Genomic DNA, 16,650 nt, shown 5'->3' on the forward strand with positions numbered 1-16,650 from the left:
CAATCGCGAGACTTTCTTCCGCTCGGCTACAAGTGACGTACAGCAGACGACGAGTACGAGCCAAGGAATCATCTTTGCCCTCGCGCGGATTTTTACATCGCTGTCAGAAACAGGCTTTGAAGCGCTTACCTTGATTTGAGGGAAGGGGGGCATCAAAATCGATGCCCTGCCTACTTTTGGATCCCCATCTAGTATGACCGATCCGATTGTCTCCAACGTAATGTTATTAAGATTTGTTCCGCTGATAGAGTAAGCTTTGCTTTGCGCCTTTTTATAGTCACAAAGATTAGCCGTATTGAAACCTATTTAGAGTTCTGGATTTAAGATTTCATTGAGAGCCGCAGCAATTGCTGTAGCGCGCTTGCCTATGAATTTTTCATAATCATTATCTAGAATTCCGTAGCTTTTTGGGCTGCCAATAAAGTGAGATTTTAAAGTGGCAGAAAGTTTTGAATTGGAGCCTTCAAACTCTCCAACGTAGATGCTTGGAGACTTCGCGCGAATTGTGTTGTTCGAGGTAGCGTCAATTAATGTGATGTTGGCAATTAAGTTGGGTTCACTATCTTTAAAGTGTTTGTTGACGTAAGCCTTGGGGAAGAAGTGGTGGTAGTTTCTGCTGGATGCAATTTTCAGGTTTGAGTTGTCTAGTATTACGTCGCTGTCATCATCAAGGTTTCTTGGCTTTTGAGAGGCGAGTAAACAAATAATGGTTTTAATGTATGAGTTGCCAGCCGAAAACCAAGTTATAGCAATCTCCTCCGCGGAAACTGTAAGCTCATCCGAAGAGTATTTTGGTTTTTGCCCTTTCAGTATCAGTCCGATTTTTTTGAGATCTTCCGCAATCTTCGTTTCGGTAGCGCTGCTGTATCGCGAGCTTAAGCCGACCCAGTAAAAAAATTGCTTTAGTAGCTTTGATTGACTTTCAGTTGGCTTTTTATTGTTATTTTTAAAAAAGAAATAAGTGAGTGGCACCAGCAAAGAAGAATACGGCAGAAGCTGAGAGACAGGGACGTGTAGTTTGGTTCTGATGAAATCGACGGCTGTGAACATCGACGAAACCATGGGTTCCCAATTTGTGATAAATTTTTCACGGCCAATTTTTAAAATATCCTTAGCGCGAATGCTCCCAACTGCAATTGCGGCAACAGCCTGAAGCACTGTGGCTGCTGGAATTGTTTCAAATTTTGCTTTGGCTAAACTCTTTGCCACTTCGTCGCTACCATAGAGTAACTCTTCATATTTCAAAGAGAGATCGAAGTTCCTAGCCTCATCGTAGGTCATGGCTACCATGATCTCAAAAAGCGTCAGAGGCTTTCCGCCCGTGTTTATACGAGCAAAGACGTCGCAGGCAATTTCTATGGGGTAGTCTTTGATCGTGATAGTCGCAAAGTCGTAGGTTGTTAGATTTGTTTTGTATTGTTGAAATTTTTTAGCTTTTTCTTTGCCAAGGTTTTCAATGAAATCCAACGCATCCGACGTCAGGATATCATGCACGGATACATAAGTTTTTTGCTCTTCCTGTTGGCTAGTTACGATCTGCTCATCAATTAAAGGGTCATAATCAAGGTTAACAAAAATATCCTTGTAGTCGATTTCTTTTTTATCCTTAGTTAGTCGGATGCCTTTTCTAATAGCGTACAGTGATGTGATTCGTTGCTGGCCATCGAGTATATAGTGGGCATAGTCACCTTTAGGCGTGTCAGGCAATTTATGATTGCCGATATCTTTCACGGATCTCAATGTTTCCTTGGTCTTCCATAAAATAAACGTCCCTATAGGATATCCCTTGAGAATACTGTCTATTAGTTTAGCGCTCTGCTCTTTGTCCCAGACGAATTCGCGTTGAAACATGGGTAGCTTGATTTGGCCTGAGTCAATTTCAAGAAAGAGAGCTTCATATTTCTTGACGGCGTTTTCTGGTCGTAAAAGAAATTGGGGCTCTGTTTGAGTTGGTTTGTTTTTAACTGCCATGGGTATTTCCTTATAGTGTTTTTCTACAATTAATGGTGTTGGCAGGGTTCATAGCCTTTCTTTGAATACGCTATTAAACGATCCCGCAAGCTACCTCTACGTGTTGCGGAGTCTGCGTGTATCTGGTATTTGACCCACGTTACGAACGAGTACCAGATAGCTGCCTGCAATGCTGCCTGGAACGGTCTGCAATGACACAATCTCTTACTTGGCCGTGATTTTCAATTTTTGAGTACTAATATTTTTGCTTTTGATTCGAGAAATCCACACCGAGTACGCTGGCAAACGCAAACAACCCAGTCCAGAGCGTTTCCCGATCAAGTCGCACCTTGTAAGGGCTTGATAAGCACCATGGAGCCCGAAGCGGAGGGAAGGCGGCCAGCTTTCCTTTGATGGCCTCGCTGCCTATTCATCTGATGCAGCCTAGTTCGGCTGCAGAGGTCTGGCGATAAAGGAAGCCTGCACGAGACGACGATCCTGCGTCGGTGTCAGGGTGCGATCCATGCGGCAATGAGTGATGGATTTCATTTGCCCGCTGCGTTGGCAGGTGTGAAAGCTAGAGTCATCGAGTCTCCTTTTGACTAATGTTGAGTTCCTAGCCAGTCGCTAGGTTCCGGGAATACCCTTCTGGGAGTGGCTAGATTTATAAAATCCATCGGTAAAAGCCTTGATTTTTTTGCTAAGGTTTTATTAGATACTACAAATGATATCTCTTCATCTACTAGCTAAGGAGTTATAAGTGTCTGACGGAATGTTATCCATCATCAAAGGTATTTTTCCTGCATTTTTGGCTGGGGTTAAAGATCTACAGCGATCCATAATAACTCCAACCGATTTCTTCAAAGATATGCGGTTGCGAAATTTTTGGTGTGCGCAAGCGGGCTCGGTAGGGTTCGTAATGGCTGTAGCGTTATCGCTGCTAAGTTTTCCGTCGCTGAAAGGGATTGGGATAGAGTTGAGTAAGGATTTTCTATCTGTTATGCTCGTTCTGAATTGCATGCTCTTAATCCTATATGGAGTTTGCTTTTGGCTGGGCGCTCGCATTGTCCTCGGAAAGGGGACGCTGTTTTCTACGATTAACTCCTTTTTTTATATTTCGATCTTCCTTGTTTTTATGAAGATCGCCGAGATGCCAGCGTTAGGCTCGAGAATGACTGCTTTGGCGCAGAGCTGTGAGCTTGGTGATTTTGGAATTAATGTTACTGCGGCGATATCTGCCAGTTCGGTATCCAGAACGTCAAACACCATGATAGGGTTATTTTATCTTGCATTTACTGTTTGCTCTGTAAAGTTGCAGAGAGGTGTGAACCATTTTGGGATTTTAAGAGGGGTGGTTTCCGCAATTTTGGGGATGATATTTCTAAGCGTGGCTGTCGTTTATATTCAGGAGCCTGCTATTTATGCTATGGTATGCGGTTATGTTGGCGGTAAGTAACTCACCATGATTAGTTAAGTTGTCTAGCGTTTTTTGTTTGGTTTAACTGTCAATGCAGTTAATGCTCATGCGGTGTACCAGGGCTGTCCTGCTGTTTGGGTGAACAGCCATGACACGGCAGGTCAGGGCTGTGTACTATCACATGTGAGCTGAGCTCATCTTCAATCCTTTTCAACCATCCAGAGCTTTCTGGTTTGCTAGCTGATCCCCTATCTGTTTAATAGCTTATGTCCGGCACACTCCGTTAGTTCGGGATGCATTCTAGAGCGATCAATTGATCCCAATCACCGCTGATATAGACGCAGCTTATTGACTATGTAGCTGGTCAATCACTGCCAAGTAACGCTGAAATGGCACCGCAAGACGCTTGGGCAAGATGCGGTGACAGGTTCCACGTCGACACTCATTCCAGACGTCTTCTTCGGGACGATGGTTAATGATGCCGAGGCGGTTCTTGTAGCCCACCAAAGCATTGCCCTAGCCAGCCAAAAATGCGGCAATGGCAATGTGCATGAGGTGGCTCGGCAAGTCTTGAGGTGTCCTTGGGCGATCCAGCGTGATCGTCAGGCAACGCTGCTCATTGAACTCATGCCAATCAGGCCCCGCGATATCGCCGAGGTTGGCGACTTGCTTTGCTGCTGACGCGCTTTTGCCGTTGACGACTCCCAATAGAACTATAGGGCTCTTAAGGTCGAGTGCCGCACAGACCTTGGCTAAGGTCGCTTTTACTCGTTCCAAGTGCTCATCGGCGGCAAATACAATGAACTGGTGCCGGAAGTCATCCCTCTCGATTAGCGTAGAGGGCAACTGAACATAAAGTGGATAGAGCAGGTCATTCAGGTAGATGAACGTCTTACGCCGCCCGCTATCATCGCTGCTCTTCGTTACTGTAAGCGCCTGCTTGGCCCACTGCGGTGTCAACTGCTCCAGATTCATGTCGGTGATGTCGATGGAGATGAGCGGGAATCCCGTGGAGCGACTTGCCAGAGCCTTTCGCCCGTCAAATGCGTGGCCAAGTTCAATTTCGATACCCGCCAGCACCATCGGATGCCGAAGAATGGGCTTGCCAAGCACTGCCACATCAAGACGATAGGCGTTACCGAACGGTGTTTTGATACTCTGTTCCTGTGTAACTCTATCAGCCCCGAGTAGAAGGTTGCCGGCCAAGTGGTATTGGCTGATGGTTCCATCCATGTAGTACCAAGGCATCGCCAACCCTGCGTCGAGTCGGTGCTGAAGCTCATTGGCGATCAACTGCTTGGCTCGCCTATGCTCCTCGCTTTCGCCAATATGAAGTTGTCGAGCTTTTTCCTGAGTAATGAAATAGTCGCCAGCTCGGGCGCCGCGTTTGCCATTGTAGGTTCTGAAATAGCTGCGTGTTTTCAGCTTTCCTTCATCATTGAAACAAGGGCTCACCCAGTTTACGAGGCGATGCGGTTTATCCATGGTGACCAAGGGCCACAACTTTCGGTAATGCTCCCGACTTTTGATCTCGTAAGCCGTAACCGGAGTTTGGAAGAGGCCTTTGCGTGAAAAGACTACCAGCGCATCATCCATATCAATGCATCCGAAGAGGTGTATCCAAGGACAGTAATGCTTCTATTCAGGCTCGAAAAGCTTGAGTTCGTAGAGTACGAAAGTGTTGGGTTAGCACCGCAGCGATACGTCGATGAAGCGTTGTTAGCATCATCAGTATGGGCTGCTTTTCTACAAAGTCATGTGATGCTTCGGTATCTCTGGATCGGTGCTGCAGACACTGCCGCGGAACCGATTGCCTTTTCTGATTCGACATAAGCACCAACACCTCAATCGAAGATCTACCCAGCGTCGGTAGGGTAGGCTTGCCTGGCGTGAAGTACAGCGAGAACTTCGATCCGATCTGTCACTTTGTAAACAACGAGATAATTAGGGTGGACAACGATTTCCCTTGTTCCAGGCACTCGCCCATGGCGATACAAGTAAGGATGTTGAGGTAGGGCTGAAGTGGCTACTTCTATTGCCATTCCCAGTTCGCTGGCTGCTCGTATATTTCTGTCTGCGATGTAGGAAAGTATTTGCTTCAGGTTCATTCGTGCTGCCGGCCGCCACTCAACCAGCATCTGACGGGGGCTGCTTAGACTCTAGAAGCGCACGCATCTCGGCCATGACCTGATCGTGTGAAATATTGGGTGCCGGATCATTGATTGACGCCTGGACCTGCGCACGAAACCACTTGTCGTAGCTGGCGGCCTGTTCCTCGGTTTCAAACTCCGACACGATTGGAGAAATTCGAGCGCTCATGATCAAGCTCCTGTTGGCGGTGGATCTATCTTAGGCCTTCAGTTACGCATTGTCTGCGCCGTTCAGCCTGAATGTTTTGTAGGAAACGGCTCTACCAACGGTGTAGCCCCCACCCGCGCCGGCTCCCCCCTCAACCCCACCCGCATATCCGCCCCACTAGGCTGCTGATACAAACTCAACCCGAACTCCGGCATCACGGTAATCAGATAATCGAAAATATCCCCCTGTATCCGCTCGTAATCCACCCACACCGTGGTGCGGGTGAAGCAGTAGATTTCCAGCGGGATGCCCTGCGAGGTGGGTTCGAGCTGGCGAACCATGCAGGTCATGTTCGGGTTGATGTCGACGTGGCTTTTCAGGTACGCCAGGGCGTAGGCGCGGAAGGTGCCGATGTTGGTCATGCGTCGGCGGTTGGCGGACATTTGTGCGACGTTGCCTTGCGCCTGGTTCCAGGCCAGCAGTTCGGCCTGTTTGCGGCCGATGTAGTCGGTGAGCAGGTGGATTTGCATGAGTTGCTGTTCTTCATCGTCGCGCACGAAGCGCACGCCGCTGGCGTCGATGAACAGGCTGCGCTTGATGCGCCGTCCGCCTGATTGCTGCATGCCGCGCCAGTTGCGGAACGACTCTGACATCAGGCGCCAGGTCGGGATGGAGACGATGGTTTTGTCGAAGTTCTGCACCTTGACGGTGTGCAGGGTGATGTCCACCACGTCGCCATCTGCGCCGACCTGCGGCATTTCGATCCAGTCGCCGACGCGCAGCATGTCGTTGCTGGTCAGCTGCACACTGGCGACGAAGGAGAGCAGGGTGTCCTTGTATACCAACAGGATGACCGCCGACATGGCGCCGAGGCCGGACAGCAGTAGCAGCGGCGAACGGTCGATCAGGGTGGCGACGATGATGATCCCGGCGAAGACGTACAGGATCATCTTCGACAGTTGCACGTAACCCTTGATGGAGCGCGTGCGGGCGTGCTCGGTGCGCGCGTAGATGTCCAGCAGGGCGTTGAGCAGGGCGCCGATGGCCAGGGTCATGAACAGGATGGTGAAGGCCATCGCCAGGTTGCCGATGACGTTCTTGCCTGTGGCGCTCAGCCCGGGGACCAGGTTCAGGCCGAATTGAATCACCAGCGACGGCACCATTTGCGCCAGGCGATGGAAAACCTTGTTGTGGCGAAAGTCGTTGATCCAGTGCAGCGACGCCTGACGGCCCAGCATCCTCACGGCATACAGCACCAGAAAGCGCGCCACGCGGCCAAGCACCAGTGCGGCGGTCAGCAACAGGATCAGCGCCAGCCCGGTACGTATCCACGGGTGCTGATCGAGCATGTCCCAGATTTCCTGGGTCTTGAGCCAAAGCGAGTGAATATCCATAAAAGCATCGGGCCCGTTGAGCGAAGAGGGGGGGCGTGATTAGAACATTTACCGGGTCGGACGGGGCGGCCTGTGAGCACGAAGTGCACGTTGGGCAATGATTTCAAATTGTATCAATTGCTGAAGTAAACTCATCGCTCATTATCAGAGGAGTTGCGTCTTGCACCTATCCATCGTTCAACGCTGTGCGTCACGTCTCGGGTTGCAGGCCTTGTGGGTACTGGTCGGCCTGGCCTCTTCGACACTGGTCAGTGCCGCCGGTGCGTTACCGACCTACGGTGAAATGGACGCAGCAGGGTTCGCGGGCTCGCCCCGGGAGAACTACGCCCTGCAGGGCTTTTCCGATAAATACCGTGCGACGCTGGATATTTCAGCCAAGGACGATGTGTTTCGTCCCGGCGTGATCAACGTGTACGACAAGGCCAGCGGTGCGGCTTTGATCCGCGTGCAGTCCGACGAACTGGTGCTTGGCACTGACCCCAAAACCGGCAAGGTCAAAACCAACGTGCACGAGTTGCCCTATGGCGAACAGAGCGTACTGATCTATCAGGATTTCAACTTCGATGGCATCAAGGACTTGGCCTTGATGGACGGGCAGAACAGCTGCTATCACGGCCCCTCGTATCAGGTCTTTCTCGGCACGGCCGATGGTTTCCGGCACAGCGATTCGTTTACCCAACTGGCGCAAAACAACTGCGGCCTGTTCAGCGTGAATGAGAAAGCCCGCAAGATCGAGACCATGACCAAAGACGGTTGCTGCTGGCACCAGACGTCTACCTACAGCATCCGTAATGGCGAGCCGGTTCTGGAAACGCAAACGGTCCTTGACCATACCGGTGGGTCGGGACTGCCGACTGAAACAGTCAGTCGCAATCAGAATGGCAAGATGACGCACACCACCAGCATCGTCTGGGAGGAAGACCAGCAGCGTGAGATTCTCCTGTCGTTCAGGCTCGCGCCGTCCGGCAAGCGCATTGTGTTGTTCCGCTCAGGGGACGCAAGCCCGGTCTTCTACGCGGCCGTGGACAGCAAGAATCAGGTCGGGCTGCTGTTTCCCCAGGCTGACGGTGAGCAACTGAAGTACGACGCTACCAGTCACGTATTGAGCTTCGTGCGCGGCGACACCGCTTACCGGATCTTGGGTGACGCAAAGGGTGCGCCCACCGCCATGCAAGTGGTGGTGCGTGGCAAAACCACCGAGCTGAAACTGCTTGCCGAGCCCGCTAAAGGTTCGCTGAACAAGGTCGCGGATGCGTTGAAAGCCGCGCAGTAATCAGGCGACGGAGGCGCTAGCCCCGATACCTCACCGCCTCGACAAACGCACTGAACGCCGGCGACGCCTGTCGCCGGTTCGGGTAGTACAAGTGAAAGCCTTCGAAATACGGGCTCCAGTCGACCAGCACTTCTTTCAAGCGGCCGCTGGCGATGTGCGGTTCGGCCATGGAGTCCGGCACGTAGGCCAGGCCCACGCCGTCCAGTGCGGCGTTGAGCACGTGGATCATGCTGTTCGACGTGAATTGCCCATTGACCCGTATGTTGAGCTTGCGGCTGCCCTTCTCGAACTCCCAGGCGTAGCAACTGCCGTTCGGCGAGTGGCGGATGTTGATGCAGGTGTGTTGAGTCAGGTCCTGAGGCTGCAGCGGGACGGGGTGCCGCTCGAAGTAGGCCGGCGAGCCGACCACTGACAAGCGCCAGTCAGGCCCCAGGCGTACGGCAATCATGTCCTTGCTGATGGATTCACCCAGGCGAATGCCTGCATCGAAGCGTTCGCTGACAATATTGGTGAAGCCGTAGTCGATGCAGATCTCGACCTGGATATCCGGGTACTGCGCCAGAAACCCTGCAAGCATCGGGCGGATGATGCCTTCTGCGGCGTCATCGGAGCAGGTAATGCGAATGGTGCCTGCGGGCTTGTCGCGCAGTTCGCCCAGCACTTCGACTTCTGCGGCAATCTGATCCAGCAGCGGCCCGATCGAGCGCATCAGCCGTTCGCCGGCTTCGGTCGGGGCTACGTTGCGGGTGGTTCTCGCCAGCAGGCGCAGGCCCATGCGTTCTTCAAGGCCGCGAAGGGTGTGGCTCAGGGCTGAAGGCGTAACGCCCAGCTTGGTGGCCGCCTTGGTAAAGCTCTGATCGCGTGCTACCTGCAGAAAGGCTTGCAGATCATTGAGTTTGGGTGTGCTCATTGCTGAATCCTCCTCACAAGCGCGTTTAAATTGCGGTGTCTAATCATCCTAATACCTTTGCCCTAACCTGTGCCGACTATTTTCAACATCGCCAGGTCAGGACGCATGCAGGCATTCGATTCAACGCTAAAGGGGGCTGAGACGACAGCACATCCGCCAGCCTGGGGCGCCGTGTTTTCGATGGCGCTGTGTGTGGTGGTGCTGATTGCGTCGGAGTTCATGCCGGTCAGCCTGCTGACACCCATCGCGCAGGACTTGGGCATCAGTCAGGGGCAGGCAGGCCAGGCGATTTCGATCTCCGGCTTTTTTGCCGTGTTGACCAGCCTGCTGAACACGCCGCTGGCCGGACATCTGGATCGCAAGCCTGTCCTGCTGGGCTTCAGCCTGTTGCTGCTGGTGTCTGGCGTGATTGTTACGCTGGCCTCCAACGGCTGGTTGTTCATGACAGGCCGTGCATTGCTCGGGATCGCCATTGGTGGCTTCTGGTCGATGTCGACCGCTACCGTGATGAAGCTGGTGCCGAAGCAATCGGTCGCCAAGGGCCTGGCACTGATCAACGGTGGCAATGCGCTGGCTGCAACGGTCGCCGCGCCATTGGGCAGCTTCATGGGCCAGTACATCGGCTGGCGCGGCGCGTTTTTCCTGGTCATCCCGCTCGCCGCGCTGGCGTTTGCCTGGCAGTGGCTGAGCCTGCCGGCCATGCGCAGCCAGCCGAACAACAGGGCACGCAATCCGTTCCGCCTGCTGCGCAACCCGCAAGTGGCCGTCGGCATGAGCGCGATCCTGTTGCTGTTCATGGGCCAGTTCGCCGTCTTCACCTACCTGCGCCCGTTTCTGGAAGAGATCACCGGGGTCAGCGTCAACACGTTGTCCCTGATGCTTTTGGCGCTGGGGGCCAGCGGGCTGGTCGGCACCTACCTGATCGGCAGGCTGCTGCACAAAGGCCTGTATGCCTGCCTGATCGGCATTCCGCTGCTGATGGCGGTGCTGGCCGTGGCGCTGACTGGTCTGGGTCATTCGCCTCAGGCCGTCGCCATTGTGCTTGCCTTCTGGGGGCTAATTGCCACACCTGCACCGGTCGCCTGGGGCCTGTGGTTGAGCCGCACGCTGCCCGACGATGCCGAGGCGGGCGGCGGCCTGATGGTGGCGACCATTCAACTGGCGATCACCGCCGGGGCCGGCATCGGCGGCGCGCTGTTCGACAGCCTCGGTTGGTGGAGTCCGTTCGCATTCGGTGGCGTGTTACTGGCGTGTTCGGCCGCGCTGGCCTGGACGGCATGCGACAACGCGTCCCTGCAGGAAAGCAACACCGGTCAGGGCCGGGCAGATAAACGCGGGTCAATTTCTCAACGAGGTAACACGCCATGAAAAAGATTCTTTTGATGCTTGGGCTTTTAATAAGCTCATACGCTGCGACAGGAGCAGACATGTCTCACGGTGCCGATAATTTCTACACAAGCGACAAGGTCGTTGCGCAAAAAGTGCTGTTCAACAACCAGTACAAGATGAAAGTCGCCGGCAATCTGTTTATACCCAAAGGCTCGAACCCGAACGTTAAAGCTCCGGCCATCATCGTCGGCCATCCGATGGGGGCGGTGAAGGAGCAAAGCGCCAATCTGTACGCGCAGAAACTGGCCGAGCAGGGGTTTGTCACTTTGTCGCTGGATTTGTCGTTCTGGGGCGGGAGCGAAGGCCAGCCGCGTAACGCCGTTTCACCCGATCTCTACGCCGAAGACTTCAGTGCTGCAGTGGACTTCCTGGGCACTCAGACCTTCGTGGACAAAAAACGAATCGGCGTGCTGGGGATTTGCGGCAGTGGCAGCTTTGTCATCAGTGCCGCGAAGATCGACCCGCGTATGAAAGCCATTGCCACGGTGAGCATGTATGACATGGGTGCCGCCAATCGCAATGGCCTTAAACATTCGCAGACGCTGGCGCAGCGCAAGACGATCATTGAGCAGGCGGCACTGCAGCGCGACGTGGAATACAGCGGCGGCGACACCGCGTATACCAGCGGCACCGTACACAAACTGACTGAAAAATCCGGCCCGATCGAACGCGAGTTCTACGATTTCTATCGCACGCCACGGGGCGAGTTCACGCCCGAAGGCCAGTCCCCCGAGTTGACCACTCACCCGACGCTGACCAGCAACATCAAGTTCATGAACTTCTATCCGTTCAACGACATCGCGACTATCTCGCCACGCCCGATGTTGTTCATCGCCGGCTCAAAGGCGCACTCTCTGGAGTTCAGCGAGGAAGCGTACAAACTGGCCGGCCAGCCCAAGCAACTGATCATCGTGCCGGAAGCCGGGCATGTGGATCTGTACGATCGGGTCGATCTGATCCCGTTCGACAAGCTGGGCGAGTTTTTCAAGAACAACCTGAAGTAATCCGCCAGAAAACACCACGCATGAAAAGGCCCTGCACAAGCAGGGTCTTTTCGTTATCTGTCAGTGACGGTTTCAAATCTGCCTAAAGATCCGCCGGCTCATCCTCATCGCGCAGGTGAATGTCCAGCCCCTGCCGACCCGGTGCAAGGTCCGCTCGCAATGTCAGTGCCGGGATCTCGTAGTCGCCGTCGTTTTGCCTGCGAAATGGCAAGGGCTCAAGGATGAACAGGGTATCCAGGCGGTCGCCATAATCGGCGCAAATCCGCGCAAAGGTTGTGCTGTCCACCTTGCCTGCCCGGTACACGGGGAAGGGCGCGAGCACATCGAAGCCTGGATAGAACAGGATGCCGTGCTGGATAGGAAAGAGCACATCGTTCAGCGCCCCGTTTACGCCTCGCTCGCTGTAGTGGGACTCCCAGCCGCCCATGGTCACCACCAGCATGGCGCGCTTGCCTGCCAGCGTCCCTTCACCGTATCGATCACCCCAGTGCTGGTCGCTGTGCTCGCCCACGCCGTAGGCGAAACCACAGGCGTATACCCGCTCTATCCAGCCTTTCATGATCGCGGGCATCGAAAACCACCAGAGCGGAAACTGAAATATGACGGCGTCTGCCCAGAGCAATCTGCCCTGTTCGGCCTCGATGTCCGGCGGCTGGATACCGGCGGCAAACACGCGTTGCGACTCAAGGGCAGGGTCAAAGCGGCTGTTGTTCTCAAGGCCGGGTGCATCGTTGGCGTCGATGATCGCTTTCCAGCCCATTTGGTAAAGGTCGGACACCTGCACCTGATGGCCGTTGTTCTGCAGATGATCGACGGCGAAGTCTTTCAACGACCCGTTCAGCGAGCGCGGTTCGGGGTGGGCGTAGACAATAAGTACGTTCATGAGGGGCTCCGGTTTGTCTGTCATGAGGCAACGCTACAGAATCGATCGGGTATGCTGGAAATCAATCTCCCAAACACTTGGTATGTGCATGAACAATACCTTGCGGCGTATCGACCTCAATCTGCTGGTCACGCTGGATGCATTGCTCTCGGAGCAGAACGTCACCCGCGCGGCCCATCGGCTGAACCTGACCCAGCCCACCGTCAGCCTGCAATTGGGCAGGCTGAGGCAGGTGCTGGAAGATCCGTTGTTGTTGCCGGGGCCGCGAGGCATGACCCCGACCGCGCGGGCTGAAGAACTGCGCGAACCACTCCGTCAGGCACTTGCAGCGCTGGAGTCAGCTTTGCTGCCCGGCCGGGATTTCGATCCGGCAACGGCCGATCACACCTGGCGCGTGGCTGCCAGCGACTACGCGACCATCGCATTGATATGGCCGTCGCTCGGCAGGTTGCGCAGCAGTGCGCCGGGTACGCGCTTGGCCATGTTGAACAAGCACCCTGTCAGCCTGGCCGCGGATCTTGAAAACGGTCGGCTGGATCTGGCGTTGCACACCCGCGAGGAGGCGCCGCCCAAGCTGCGCCAGCGGTCGTTGATTCATGAACGTTATGTGCTTGCTGCCCGGCATGATCATCCGGACCTTGCGCGACCAGTATCGTTGACACGTTTCTGTGAGCTGGAGCATGCGGTCATGTCTCCCAACGGCGGCGGCTTTGCCGGAAGCACCGACCAGGCCTTGGCGGCGCTGGGTTTAAGTCGGCGGGTCGTGTTGTCGGCACCGCATTTCGGCTCGCTGGTGTCTGCATTGACCAGCAGCGACCTGGTTGCAGTGGTGCCTGAACGGCTGGTGCGCAATCAGCCGATGCTCGTGGTTCAGGAACCACCGCTTTCGATTCCCGGGTTTGAAATGCTCATGCTATGGCCAGAGCGTTTGCACCGTGATCCGGCTCATATGTGGCTGCGAGAACTGATGGTCTCGGCCATTGATTGAGCCGTGTCAGCGACCGGACTTGCCCCGTCGCCTGGCTGCCGCCGTGCATGCGACTCAGAGTTTTGCGGTGTTCGAGCATGGCTTTCATGCGTGTGGCGAGGGTAAAAATAACGTCGATGAAACCACCTTGGACTTTGTCTTGATGCTGGATGCGCAGCCCCGTGACGGCGCTCTATGGTTTTGCAACGTTTCTAATGGCCTTATCCGCCCGTTGGTAAACAAAATCGGCCTTTGGTGGTAAAGAAACTCGGCCCCGGCGCTCGAAACCGTTACGCTATGCAGCTGTATTTTTGTTTTTCGTCGAGGTAGCACCCGTGTTTTCCGAATTCGCCCTGCACGAACGCCTGCTCAAAGCTGTGGCCGAGCTTAAATTTGTCGAGCCTACGCCCGTGCAGGCGGCCGCCATTCCGCTCGCACTGCAAGGGCGCGACCTGCGGGTGACTGCGCAAACCGGTAGCGGCAAGACCGCCGCATTTGTGCTGCCGATCCTCAATCGTCTGATCGGCCCGGCCAAGGTTCGCGTCGACATCCGTGCGGTGATCCTGCTGCCGACCCGTGAGCTGGCTCAGCAGACGCTCAAGGAAGTCGAGCGCTTTTCGCAGTTCACTTTCGTCAAGGCCGGGTTGATCACCGGTGGCGAGGACTTCAAGGTTCAGGCCGCCATGCTGCGCAAGGTGCCGGACATTCTGATCGGCACGCCGGGTCGTCTGCTGGAGCAGTTGAACGCAGGAAATCTGGACCTCAAGCACGTTGAAGTGCTGGTACTGGACGAAGCCGACCGCATGCTGGACATGGGCTTCTCCGAAGACGTCGAGCGTCTTGCCGGCGAATGTGCCGGTCGTGAGCAGACCATGCTGTTCTCGGCGACCACCGGCGGCGCTGGCCTGCGGGAAATGATCGGCAAGGTGCTCAAGGATCCACAGCACCTGCAAGTCAACAGCGTCAGCGAGCTGGCTTCCGGCACACGCCACCAGATCATCACTGCTGACCACAACGTGCACAAAGAGCAGGTTCTCAACTGGCTGCTGGCCAACGAGACTTACCAGAAAGCCATTATCTTCACCAACACCAAGGCCATGGCCGATCGTCTGTATGGTCGCCTGGTGGCGCTGGAATACAAGGCGTTCGTGCTGCACGGCGACAAGGACCAGAAGGACCGCAAGGCGGCTATCGACCGTCTCAAGCAAGGCGGTGCGAAGATCATGGTTGCCACCGATGTGGCGGCTCGCGGCCTTGATGTCGAAGGTCTGGACATGGTGATCAACTTCGACATGCCACGCAGCGGCGATGACTACGTCCACCGCGTCGGGCGTACTGGCCGTGCAGGCAGCGACGGTCTGGCGATCTCGCTGATCTGTCATGGCGACTGGAACCTGATGTCGAGCGTGGAGCGCTACCTCAAGCAGAGCTTCGAGCGTCGCGTCATCAAGGAAGTCAAAGGCACCTATGGCGGGCCGAAGAAGGTCAAGGCCTCCGGCAAGGCGGTCGGCGTCAAGAAGAAAAAGACCGACGCGAAGGGTGACAAGAAGAAGGTCGCGGCCAAAGGGCCAACCAAACGCAAGACGGTCAACCGTCCCAAGTCCGACCTGGTCAGCCAGGACGGCATGGCCCCGCTGAAAAAACGCAGCACCCCGGCCCCGGCTGCCGAGTGATTGCCGTGATCGCTCCCGTGCATTCGGGAGCGATCAACCTCTTTAAAGTACTGACAACGCCTCGTTACACCGCCCGCCAGCTTCTCTGAACCGTCATACGCCTCGCAGGTCACACCCTTTGAGTCGCATGCCCGTGGCTGGAGGTCATGGGTGATCATTCCATGCTGGACGGAGGTTTAGAGAAATGACTTACAACTGGGATCTTATCGAGCGTTTGTTGCACGATGTGCAGAACAACGGCACCGCCTCGACATCCACTGAATTCGAGACGCTGCTCAATCGCAGCTACATCGAACCGCGCCCTCGCGAGGAAGGCGGAGGTGGCTCGACGTACATGCTGACAAAGCGCGGCGCGAGCCTGCTGGCGTTGATTGACAGCAGCATTCCGGGAAACGACCACCCACGTCAGGTGCTCAATGAGCAGGCCGGCGACCCCCTTGACCCCGCGCTCTTCGACACCATCGCCAAAAAGCCCCAGATCGCCTGAAACCGCCGACCCCGCGCATGCCGATTCCGGGCAGGACGCAGAGCGTCCGGAACGGCATACCCACCCGGAGCATGGGTACGATAGCTGTGGTGAGAGGGCTATCGGACTACTTCTGCGACTTCAGGCAATCGAGGTCGGTGAAGTCTTTGCGCATGTCGGCGATGCGGCTCAGCAATTTGGCGCGTTGTTCCGGGGTGCTCAGGGCGGTGATGTCGACGATCAGCAATATCGCGGCCTTCTCGGTCTGGTCGTAGGCCTTGCGGTATTCAGGGGTCCAGAACGTTTCGCGGTCCTGCAGTAATGCGGCGATGCGTTGCGGAAAGTCACTGGCCTGCCGCTGCTGCACGGTGGCCAGGAACAGGTTCTGCCAGCGCGTACGGTTTTCAATCCAGGCCTTGTTCTGTTCGCCCAGCGATGCAGACCAGGCCTGAATGCGGTCTTTCTGCGCCTGATTGAGCTTGCCGACCCACGGCGTCACGCGTTTCTGCATACGGTCGGCACGTTCTGCGATCTGGCGTTCCAGTGGCTGGTCGAGGTATTTGTTTTCGCGTTTGCGCTGATCCTTGGCGAACGACTCCTGCATCTCCTGCACTTGCTTGTCATCAAAGCGCGACAGCAACTCCACCGCAGACGGGGTGATTTCCTTCGAGATCTTGGCAATCGCCTCTTTGGCTTCGCTGGTACGAGCCTGCAGCCCTTCGTACGTCACCTGGTCGGTCTTGACCATGTCTTCGAGCTTGTCCAGCCAGGTCAGGTATTCCGGCAGCTGGGTGCTGCAGTGCCAGCTCAAGTGTTGCTTGAGGCGCACGTCCAGCCAGCCTTTCTGTTCCGAATTCATGTCCAGGTAGTCGCTGAGCGTCCACGGAATGATCACGTCGAGGTTGCGATACGCCAGTCCTACCTGATTGCATCCTGCGAGCAGTGCAACGGTCATCAACAGCGTGACGAATGCTTTGAATAAAGACTGCATGACATCTCCTTGGCGTACTGACGTGCAGTAGAGGA

15 protein-coding genes are annotated in these 16,650 nt (G+C 55.3%); 7 read left to right on the forward strand and 8 right to left on the reverse strand.

Annotated elements, in window-relative coordinates; translation table 11 throughout:
• Positions 1 to 306 precede the first annotated feature (306 nt).
• A complete protein-coding gene (locus JOE34_RS12845) occupies positions 307 to 1,971 on the reverse strand; it encodes a DUF262 domain-containing protein (protein ID WP_024664888.1) in 1,665 nt (554 codons plus the stop codon).
• A 739-nt stretch (positions 1,972 to 2,710) separates the two neighbouring features.
• On the opposite strand from JOE34_RS12845, the gene JOE34_RS12850 reads away from it, so the two are divergent.
• Entirely contained in the window at positions 2,711 to 3,406 is a 696-nt protein-coding gene (locus JOE34_RS12850; RefSeq protein WP_152533119.1) for a hypothetical protein, read from the forward strand.
• Between the two features lie 477 nt (positions 3,407 to 3,883).
• Here JOE34_RS12850 and JOE34_RS12855 read toward each other — a convergent pair whose 3' ends face one another.
• The 4 genes from JOE34_RS12855 to JOE34_RS12870 form a co-directional block, all read right to left on the reverse strand.
• Positions 3,884 to 4,963, reverse strand: a complete 1,080-nt coding sequence (locus tag JOE34_RS12855; protein WP_235202837.1) for a hypothetical protein — start codon at positions 4,961 to 4,963, stop codon at positions 3,884 to 3,886.
• Positions 4,964 to 5,223: 260 nt separating this feature from the next.
• Positions 5,224 to 5,505: a type II toxin-antitoxin system RelE/ParE family toxin gene (locus JOE34_RS12860; RefSeq protein WP_003319672.1), complete on the reverse strand. Its 282-nt coding sequence runs from the start codon at positions 5,503 to 5,505 to the stop codon at positions 5,224 to 5,226.
• Complete coding sequence (locus JOE34_RS12865; protein WP_003393315.1) at positions 5,495 to 5,686, reverse strand: hypothetical protein; 192 nt, start codon at positions 5,684 to 5,686, stop codon at positions 5,495 to 5,497. Before JOE34_RS12865 ends, JOE34_RS12860 begins: the two co-directional genes overlap by 11 nt.
• Positions 5,687 to 5,748: 62 nt before the next feature.
• A complete protein-coding gene (locus JOE34_RS12870; RefSeq protein WP_046265623.1) occupies positions 5,749 to 7,059 on the reverse strand; it encodes a mechanosensitive ion channel family protein in 1,311 nt (436 codons plus the stop codon).
• A gap of 160 nt (positions 7,060 to 7,219) precedes the next feature.
• On the opposite strand from JOE34_RS12870, the gene JOE34_RS12875 reads away from it, so the two are divergent.
• Complete coding sequence (locus JOE34_RS12875; RefSeq protein ID WP_046265622.1) at positions 7,220 to 8,332, forward strand: hypothetical protein; 1,113 nt, start codon at positions 7,220 to 7,222, stop codon at positions 8,330 to 8,332.
• A 16-nt stretch (positions 8,333 to 8,348) separates the two neighbouring features.
• Here the strand turns inward: JOE34_RS12875 and JOE34_RS12880 are convergent, their stop codons facing one another.
• A complete protein-coding gene (locus JOE34_RS12880) occupies positions 8,349 to 9,242 on the reverse strand; it encodes a LysR family transcriptional regulator (protein ID WP_024650586.1) in 894 nt (297 codons plus the stop codon).
• A gap of 105 nt (positions 9,243 to 9,347) precedes the next feature.
• Here JOE34_RS12880 and JOE34_RS12885 point away from each other — a divergent pair, with 105 nt between their 5' ends.
• The gene (locus tag JOE34_RS12885) at positions 9,348 to 10,610 is read left to right on the forward strand and encodes an MFS transporter (RefSeq protein WP_046265621.1); all 1,263 of its coding nucleotides are present in this window, start codon (positions 9,348 to 9,350) and stop codon (positions 10,608 to 10,610) included.
• Positions 10,607 to 11,635 (forward strand): alpha/beta hydrolase, encoded by a 1,029-nt coding sequence (locus JOE34_RS12890; RefSeq protein ID WP_046265620.1) that lies wholly within the window; start codon positions 10,607 to 10,609, stop codon positions 11,633 to 11,635. The genes JOE34_RS12885 and JOE34_RS12890 overlap by 4 nt, the downstream gene beginning before the upstream one ends.
• An 82-nt stretch (positions 11,636 to 11,717) precedes the next feature.
• Here the strand turns inward: JOE34_RS12890 and JOE34_RS12895 are convergent, their stop codons facing one another.
• The gene (locus JOE34_RS12895; protein WP_209995873.1) at positions 11,718 to 12,518 is read right to left on the reverse strand and encodes an NAD(P)H-dependent oxidoreductase; all 801 of its coding nucleotides are present in this window, start codon (positions 12,516 to 12,518) and stop codon (positions 11,718 to 11,720) included.
• 88 nt (positions 12,519 to 12,606) lie between these two features.
• Here JOE34_RS12895 and JOE34_RS12900 point away from each other — a divergent pair, with 88 nt between their 5' ends.
• The 3 genes from JOE34_RS12900 to JOE34_RS12910 all read left to right on the forward strand — a co-directional run bounded on the left by JOE34_RS12900 (position 12,607) and on the right by JOE34_RS12910 (position 15,645).
• Entirely contained in the window at positions 12,607 to 13,506 is a 900-nt protein-coding gene (locus JOE34_RS12900; protein ID WP_122243029.1) for a LysR family transcriptional regulator, read from the forward strand.
• Between the two features lie 314 nt (positions 13,507 to 13,820).
• Entirely contained in the window at positions 13,821 to 15,158 is a 1,338-nt protein-coding gene (locus tag JOE34_RS12905) for a DEAD/DEAH box helicase (protein ID WP_003402477.1), read from the forward strand.
• Between the two features lie 184 nt (positions 15,159 to 15,342).
• On the forward strand, positions 15,343 to 15,645 hold the full coding sequence (locus JOE34_RS12910) for a hypothetical protein (protein ID WP_003346256.1): 303 nt from the start codon (positions 15,343 to 15,345) through the stop codon (positions 15,643 to 15,645).
• 106 nt (positions 15,646 to 15,751) lie between these two features.
• Here JOE34_RS12910 and JOE34_RS12915 read toward each other — a convergent pair whose 3' ends face one another.
• The gene (locus JOE34_RS12915) at positions 15,752 to 16,615 is read right to left on the reverse strand and encodes a DUF6279 family lipoprotein (protein WP_209995875.1); all 864 of its coding nucleotides are present in this window, start codon (positions 16,613 to 16,615) and stop codon (positions 15,752 to 15,754) included.
• Between the last annotated feature and the right edge of the window lie 35 nt (positions 16,616 to 16,650).

Origin of the sequence: Pseudomonas sp. PvP028 (genome assembly GCF_017832255.1) — a bacterium.
Taxonomy (GTDB): domain Bacteria; phylum Pseudomonadota; class Gammaproteobacteria; order Pseudomonadales; family Pseudomonadaceae; genus Aquipseudomonas; species Aquipseudomonas syringae.

Coding starts and splice junctions, on each gene's coding strand:
- JOE34_RS12880 (WP_024650586.1), bottom strand. CDS start 9,242: ATGAGCACACCCAAACTCAATGATCTGCAAGCCTTTCTGCAGGTAGCA.
- JOE34_RS12855 (WP_235202837.1), bottom strand. CDS start 4,963: ATGGATGATGCGCTGGTAGTCTTTTCACGCAAAGGCCTCTTCCAAACT.
- JOE34_RS12860 (WP_003319672.1), bottom strand. CDS start 5,505: ATGCTGGTTGAGTGGCGGCCGGCAGCACGAATGAACCTGAAGCAAATA.
- JOE34_RS12870 (WP_046265623.1), bottom strand. CDS start 7,059: ATGGATATTCACTCGCTTTGGCTCAAGACCCAGGAAATCTGGGACATG.
- JOE34_RS12895 (WP_209995873.1), bottom strand. CDS start 12,518: ATGAACGTACTTATTGTCTACGCCCACCCCGAACCGCGCTCGCTGAAC.
- JOE34_RS12915 (WP_209995875.1), bottom strand. CDS start 16,615: ATGCAGTCTTTATTCAAAGCATTCGTCACGCTGTTGATGACCGTTGCA.
- JOE34_RS12885 (WP_046265621.1), top strand. CDS start 9,348: ATGCAGGCATTCGATTCAACGCTAAAGGGGGCTGAGACGACAGCACAT.
- JOE34_RS12845 (WP_024664888.1), bottom strand. CDS start 1,971: ATGGCAGTTAAAAACAAACCAACTCAAACAGAGCCCCAATTTCTTTTA.
- JOE34_RS12910 (WP_003346256.1), top strand. CDS start 15,343: ATGACTTACAACTGGGATCTTATCGAGCGTTTGTTGCACGATGTGCAG.
- JOE34_RS12900 (WP_122243029.1), top strand. CDS start 12,607: ATGAACAATACCTTGCGGCGTATCGACCTCAATCTGCTGGTCACGCTG.
- JOE34_RS12890 (WP_046265620.1), top strand. CDS start 10,607: ATGAAAAAGATTCTTTTGATGCTTGGGCTTTTAATAAGCTCATACGCT.
- JOE34_RS12865 (WP_003393315.1), bottom strand. CDS start 5,686: ATGAGCGCTCGAATTTCTCCAATCGTGTCGGAGTTTGAAACCGAGGAA.